Below are 1,762 nucleotides of genomic sequence, written 5' to 3' on the forward strand. Positions count from 1 at the left end.
TCAAAAAATGAAGTTTAATGAATATTCCAAAACTGCTTTAAAATGTCAGGAATCATGGAGTTTATTGACAAAATTTTCTTTATTTGCATTAGGGGGGCTTGTCTTGGGGGACAGCAGGTTATTTGGTAATGAAACATAAAAACTCTAACTCGATGAATTAAAATCAATATAACCAGATTAGTGAAACCTAATCCGGTTATATTAGGGCTTACGATCCTGGAGGACATTATTAAGCATGTTCTTGAAAGAGATAGAAGCCATGCGCCAGCAGGACAATACCAATAATCCCTGCTATGATTGCAACGGCATAATATCCCCATCCCGAATACACTTTATGGGTTAGGTTCACCATAAGTTCTGGGAAAGATAGCCAGAATACCGATTTAATTAACAAGCACCAGGCAAAAATAGTAATTAATACTTCTGATTCCCAAATCCAGAGATTATGTACCAGGACAAGCAGGATACCAAGAATTAACCCCAGACTAGCTGCTACGACAATGGCAGAACTTCCTACTTTGACGTGAGTTAACAAGTCTTGATAATACCTAGCACGAGCTAACATAATAATGGCAATAATTACTAAGTAAAGCCCAACGGCTTGCGCCAAAAATAGAGTATGTAATGATTCGTGCATAGTAAACTCCTTTTAAGAGGTTTCTATACTAGTTTAGTATAAAAAAGAGAGCTTTAAATCGCGGAATCTGGCTTTTATAAGGTTGATTGCAAAAATAGATTAGAAAAGAATTAATAGGATGTCCCTAAGGATATACTATTTTTATCGTTTCTTTAATGGTGATTTTAAGAGGTAGCTCGTAAAAGACGAGCTACAAGTCAACGGTTCTAGAATTTTAGAGTGCTAATTGTTTGATCAGCGTACTGTTCTCGGGCGTCAGCATTCATGTATGAAGTTTGAAGTTCGAAGACATGACGGGTTTCTGAAGAAGATACCCGGCCATTAATAGTTTTTCTGTTCTCATGAAAGAATAAAAGAGATTTTTGCCCGCTTGCAGCTATTTTCTGAGTGGCTGTATCCATTTCAGCGAGTAGTTCAGGGAATTTGGTTTTAATGTTGCTAAGACCGGCGGTTAATTGCTCTTCAAATAAACTTGCCTTTTTAGGTACTAGACTCCGCTCAAGAATGAATTCATTACCTGACTGGAAAGTCTCTGTTTTCACCGAGGCCGCAACAAAACGTTTAACTTGTACTGTTTTGAGAGTCTTGGCAAGAATAGCAAAAAAAGCGGTTTTATTCGCAGCAAAATCCTCGTTTCCTAGTGTAGAACGCAGAGCTCCTAACTCTCTCTTACATGTTTTGGCTGCGTCTTCTAGAGCGACAGTGAGTTGTTCTTCGGCAAACAAGGCCTTATAACAAAATTCATACCAACGATTTTTTCGTTGGTTGTTATCATCTAGATATTGAAAACCTTCTGTAAATGCATCAATGACCTCTTTTACTAAAGGCATAATTTTATACTCCCCTGTAAAAAATGGCTATCATAGCTTAAAAAGAAAGGAAATTCTTGTTGATATCTCAGTGGAATAGCCAGCAGATCTGGATTAGAAGAGTAAATTCAATAAGATGCGTTTTAATTTTCAATTGAATGTTTTTTGCCAAGATTGTTCGTTATTAAAGCTAACTCCAGGGGTATTGTTTACTGCGAGAGAAATGAGTTCGTGAAATCATCATTCTTTGTTGCTATTCAGGGCACTATTGAGTAATTTGGTTAATGAGTAAGTGATGCCAGGGTTGTATACCAAA

General features: G+C 37.0%; 2 protein-coding genes. Both read right to left on the minus strand.

Going from position 1 to position 1,762, the window contains the following annotated elements:
• Nucleotides 1-229: 229 nt before the first annotated feature.
• Entirely contained in the window at nucleotides 230-637 is a 408-nt protein-coding gene (locus BN58_RS09535) for a hypothetical protein (protein ID WP_019216619.1), read from the minus strand.
• 206 nt (nucleotides 638-843) lie between these two features.
• Nucleotides 844-1,467 carry a hypothetical protein gene (locus BN58_RS09540; protein WP_019216620.1) on the minus strand — a complete coding sequence of 208 codons (624 nt, stop codon included), beginning with the start codon at nucleotides 1,465-1,467 and terminating at the stop codon, nucleotides 844-846.
• Nucleotides 1,468-1,762 lie beyond the last annotated feature (295 nt).

Source organism: Legionella tunisiensis, from assembly GCF_000308315.1.
GTDB classification, from domain to species: Bacteria; Pseudomonadota; Gammaproteobacteria; order Legionellales; family Legionellaceae; genus Tatlockia; species Tatlockia tunisiensis.